This is a genomic window from Vibrio sp. 2132-1, assembly GCF_033344315.1.
The window spans coordinates 1-4,953 of record NZ_JAWPON010000040.1 but is presented as its reverse complement, the minus strand read 5'-3'; the positions used below and the strand labels follow the sequence as shown (position 1 = coordinate 4,953).

Sequence of the window (4,953 nt, the reverse complement as noted above, 5' to 3'; positions counted from 1 at the left end):
ACCCACCTCCGCAGCCATTTATTGGTGTGGTCTACAGAGGATTAAGTCTTTTTAGAGGGGAAAATCCCTAGAACCCCCATGTCGCTGGCAAGGAACGCCACGGCGAGTCAATCGCCCACTCAAACAAACGGTTACGAACGCCACCAACCCGACCAGACGCTGCTCTACCAGCTGGTTGAGCAGCACTACCCAGCCTTCAAAGCCTCACTCGAAGCCCAAGGTCAACACCTGCCTCGCTACATCCAACAAGAATTCAACGACCTCCTCCAATGTGGCCGTCTGGAGTATGGTTTCATGCGGGTTCGCTGCGAGGATTGTCATCACGAGCGTCTGGTCGCCTTCAGCTGTAAACGACGCGGCTTTTGCCCTAGCTGCGGTGCCCGCCGGATGGCCGAGAGTGCGGCGCTGCTGATAGACGAAGTCTTCCCCAAGGAGCCCATTCGCCAGTGGGTGCTCAGCTTTCCTTTCCAGCTACGCTTTTTGCTGGCTCGCCATCCCCAGCTGATGGGCCAGGTCTTGAGTATCGTCTATCGTACACTCTCAACTCATCTGATCAAAAAAGCCGGTTACACCAAAGCCTCTGCACAAACTGGCTCAGTGACTCTTATCCAACGCTTTGGCTCCGCGCTAAATCTCAATGTCCACTACCACATGCTGTTTCTCGATGGTGTCTATGCCGAAGATGACTATGGCAAGCAACGCTTCCATCGTGTCAAGGCACCCACTTACGATGAGCTGAATACGCTCGCTCACACCCTCAGCCATCGCATCGCTCGCTGCATGGAAAAGCGTGGGATTTTGGAGCGTGATGCCGAGAATACGTGGTTGACACTGGAAGAGGGCGAAGACGATACGCTGACTCAATTACATGGTGCTTCGGTTACGTATCGCATTGCCGTCGGCCCCCAGCAAGGGCGCAAAGTCTTCACCCTGCAAACCTTGCCAGGGCGTGAGGATAAAGCCGACTCAAGCAGTCGAGTAGCCAACCATGCTGGTTTCTCGCTACACGCCGGTGTGATGGCCGAAGCGCATCAGCGGGATAAGCTTGAGCGCTTGTGTCGCTACATTAGTCGGCCAGCGGTTTCAGAAAAACGTCTGGCATTAACCGCCAATGGGCAGGTGCGTTACGAGCTCAAAACTCCGTACCGCAATGGCACCACCCATGTGATCTTCGAGCCGCTGGACTTCATCGCCAAACTCGCTGCGTTGGTACCTAAGCCGCGAGTCAACCTCACACGCTTCCACGGCGTCTTTGCACCGAACAGCAAACACCGAGTTCAAGTAACACCCGCCAAGCGGGGCAAGAAGCCCGACAAATCGGAAGGTCTCGATACTAACTGGCGTGACAAGAGTCCTGCAGAGCGCCACCGCGCCATGACCTGGATGCAACGCCTCAAGCGAGTCTTCAATATTGATATTGAAGTCTGCGAACACTGCGGCGGTCACGTCAAAGTGATTGCCAGCATCGAAGATCCGAAGGTCATTGAGCAGATTCTCAAGCATCTGAAACAGAAAACAGCCAAGGCGAATGCCGCCAAGCAGCGTGAGCTGCCACCAGAACGAGCGCCGCCACTGACTCCCAGCCTGTTCGATCCATCACAGAGTCGTCTCTTTGACTGACGACCCCAAATCCAACACTGCTCAACACTGCCAACTTTTAAACGGGGCGGTGGGGCAGTTTGTATCTCTCGAGCTATCAGGCTAGAGATTTTACCGCCAAATCGAACCTTATTAGAGCGGTTTAGGCTGGACCGGCAGTTAAAATTGGGGCTTGAGCGGTAAACGAGTGAGGGAATTTCAGGTAAGATACTTCGGATGAGGAGCAAAAAGGTGGTTTATACTTCCTATACCCAAATTGCTTAATTAATGTTAAAGCTTCTCCAGCAATTCCCCTGCCTTGAGCACTTTGCTTAATCATGTAACCTACTTCGGCTATTCGCGCCTTGTGATTAATGACCTTCAATCCAATACTGCCCAGCTTTTCTCCTGATGATATGTCCTCAATACCAAATGAAAGCCAGTGATCACTTTCAAACTGCCAAGATTGAGATTTTAACTCAAACGCTGCCACAGCTTCTTGATAAGTTAGAGGCTCATACACATGCTCCATCATAATGGGGCACATTGATATTTCTATGAACAACTGTCTATCTGAACTATCAAATGGTGATAGTTTTATTCTACTACCTCTTAGCTCCACTATTTTTCCTTTGCTTTATTTGTCTATTTGTCAGAAGTCTTATCGGATGATGCTAATTTTTGTGTATGAAGGAGTAAACTAACGTCTCCAACCTGACCATGCCCAGGCACTACAGTGACTATATCTGGATAGCGTTGCAGCACTCTTTGAATAGAGTTCGACCATTCGCCTATATTTGCATCTCCAGTGTAACCTAGACTTTTATTACGGAGGCTTTTAACAAAGCAACCGCCAAATAATAGCTTTTCATTCGGTAACCAAACAACGATGTTATCTTCAGTATGGCCTGGGCCAGGATAATACACTGTCGCAATGCCGTTGAAAATTTTGAGTTCATTGCTCGATATTTCAGTATTCGAAATTTCTTTGTTATTGAGTTTAAGAAGTTGATTAGTGAGTGAAGTGGCATAAGTGTTAACTTTTAAATCATTTAAAAGTGGTAAATCACCACTCGCATCTTCATGAAAGTGAGTTACTATTGCGCTTTTTAGTACGAGACCTCTATCTTCAATCCATTCAATAAGTTGATTGGTTGCTTTGGTCGTCCAAGGAGTGTCAATCAGGTATGCCGCATCTCCATCGACTACAATTAAGCCAGACGCGCCAATAAACCCCCAAGGCTCAACATGTTTATATGAGATATGCTGATAGATATTATCGGTTAATTGTTTAACCTCCAGCGTTTTAGTGTCTGTATTGTTTGCTGCTGTTACAAAAGGAACAAAAAGAGTAATGAGCAGAATATTTTTTATCAGAAAATTCATTATTGACGACCTCTGAACGTCATTAAAAATGTGCAATTATGAGCTTGTAACGTCTATTACATTGAATCAAATTAAGTTGTTCATAGCGACTAAGTAGAGACATTTATCTTAAGTAACCTTATATGCGTTTGTAATCTTTTAATGCATTGAGACATGGAGCAAATGCTAAGAATAGCGTATCTTTTATGCTTTTGCAAGTAGTTCAAAGTTTCGGCAAGTTGAACAAGACGTTAAGGCAATTGAAGTTTCTCTTTCTGCTCGTATAGGTGTTTCCGTTCTTGATACTCAAAATGGAGAATACTGGGATTACAATGGCAATCAGCGCTTCCCGTTGACAAGTACTTTTAAAACAATAGCTTGCGCTAAATTACTATATGATGCTGAGCAAGGAAAAGTTAATCCCAATAGTACAGTCGAGATTAAGAAAGCAGATCTTGTGACCTATTCCCCTGTAATAGAAAAGCAAGTAGGGCAGGCAATCACACTCGATGATGCGTGCTTCGCAACTATGACTACAAGTGATAATACTGCGGCAAATATCATCCTAAGTGCTGTAGGTGGCTCCAAAGGCGTTACTGATTTTTTAAGACAAATTGGGGACAAAGAGACTCGTCTAGACCGTATTGAGCCTGATTTAAATGAAGGTAAGCTCGGTGATTTGAGGGATACGACAACTCCTAAGGCAATAGCCAGTACTTTGAATAAATTTTTATTTGGTTCAGCGCTATCTGAAATGAACAAAAAAAAATTAGAGTCTTGGATGGTGAACAATCAAGTCACTGGTAATTTACTACGTTCAGTATTGCCGGCGGGATGGAACATTGCGGATCGTTCAGGTGCTGGCGGATTTGGTGCTCGGAGTATTACAGCAGTTGTGTGGAGTGAGCATCAAGCCCCAATTATTGTGAGCATCTATCTAGCTCAAACACAGGCTTCAATGGCAGAGCGAAATGATGCGATTGTTAAAATTGGTCGTTCAATTTTTGACGTTTATACATCACAGTCGCGCTGATAAGGCTAACAAGGCCATCAAGTTGACGGCTTTTCCGTCGCTTGTTTTGTGGCTTAACGCTACGCTACCACAAAACAATCAACTACAAAGCCGCAACTTATGGCGGCGTTAAACATCATGAGGGAAGCGGTGATCGCCGAAGTATCGACTCAACTATCAGAGGTAGTTGGCGTCATCGAGCGCCATCTCGAACCGACGTTGCTGGCCGTACATTTGTACGGCTCCGCAGTGGATGGCGGCCTGAAGCCACACAGTGATATTGATTTGCTGGTTACGGTGACCGTAAGGCTTGATGAAACAACGCGGCGAGCTTTGATCAACGACCTTTTGGAAACTTCGGCTTCCCCTGGAGAGAGCGAGATTCTCCGCGCTGTAGAAGTCACCATTGTTGTGCACGACGACATCATTCCGTGGCGTTATCCAGCTAAGCGCGAACTGCAATTTGGAGAATGGCAGCGCAATGACATTCTTGCAGGTATCTTCGAGCCAGCCACGATCGACATTGATCTGGCTATCTTGCTGACAAAAGCAAGAGAACATAGCGTTGCCTTGGTAGGTCCAGCGGCGGAGGAACTCTTTGATCCGGTTCCTGAACAGGATCTATTTGAGGCGCTAAATGAAACCTTAACGCTATGGAACTCGCCGCCCGACTGGGCTGGCGATGAGCGAAATGTAGTGCTTACGTTGTCCCGCATTTGGTACAGCGCAGTAACCGGCAAAATCGCGCCGAAGGATGTCGCTGCCGACTGGGCAATGGAGCGCCTGCCGGCCCAGTATCAGCCCGTCATACTTGAAGCTAGACAGGCTTATCTTGGACAAGAAGAAGATCGCTTGGCCTCCCGCGCAGATCAGTTGGAAGAATTTGTTCACTACGTGAAAGGCGAGATCACCAAGGTAGTCGGGGTTCTAGGGATTTTCCCCTCTAAAAAGACATAATCCTCTGTAGACCACACCAATAAATGGCTGCGGAGGTGGTT

The 4,953-nt window shown here is 47.1% G+C and carries 5 protein-coding genes; 3 read left to right on the top strand and 2 right to left on the bottom strand.

All coding sequences use genetic code 11. The annotated features are described in order from the left end of the window. Nucleotides 1-78 precede the first annotated feature (78 nt). Entirely contained in the window at nucleotides 79-1,620 is a 1,542-nt protein-coding gene (locus R8N47_RS23145) for an IS91-like element ISCR1 family transposase (protein WP_000050481.1), read from the top strand. A 121-nt stretch (nucleotides 1,621-1,741) separates the two neighbouring features. Here R8N47_RS23145 and R8N47_RS23140 read toward each other — a convergent pair whose 3' ends face one another. Beyond that, a complete protein-coding gene (locus R8N47_RS23140) occupies nucleotides 1,742-2,200 on the bottom strand; it encodes a GNAT family N-acetyltransferase (protein ID WP_181726414.1) in 459 nt (152 codons plus the stop codon). Between the two features lie 23 nt (nucleotides 2,201-2,223). Continuing rightward, entirely contained in the window at nucleotides 2,224-2,964 is a 741-nt protein-coding gene (locus R8N47_RS23135; RefSeq protein WP_181726415.1) for a subclass B1 metallo-beta-lactamase VAM-1, read from the bottom strand. A gap of 178 nt (nucleotides 2,965-3,142) precedes the next feature. Between R8N47_RS23135 and blaPSE the strand changes: the two genes are divergently transcribed. Together blaPSE and aadA1 are read left to right on the top strand one after the other, a co-directional pair. Continuing rightward, nucleotides 3,143-3,976, top strand: coding sequence for a PSE family carbenicillin-hydrolyzing class A beta-lactamase (gene blaPSE, locus R8N47_RS23130; RefSeq protein ID WP_181726425.1), 834 nt, complete (start codon nucleotides 3,143-3,145; stop codon nucleotides 3,974-3,976). A 117-nt stretch (nucleotides 3,977-4,093) separates the two neighbouring features. Continuing rightward, nucleotides 4,094-4,912, top strand: a complete 819-nt coding sequence (aadA1, locus tag R8N47_RS23125; protein ID WP_181726426.1) for an ANT(3'')-Ia family aminoglycoside nucleotidyltransferase AadA1 — start codon at nucleotides 4,094-4,096, stop codon at nucleotides 4,910-4,912. The last annotated feature ends 41 nt before the right edge of the window (nucleotides 4,913-4,953 follow it).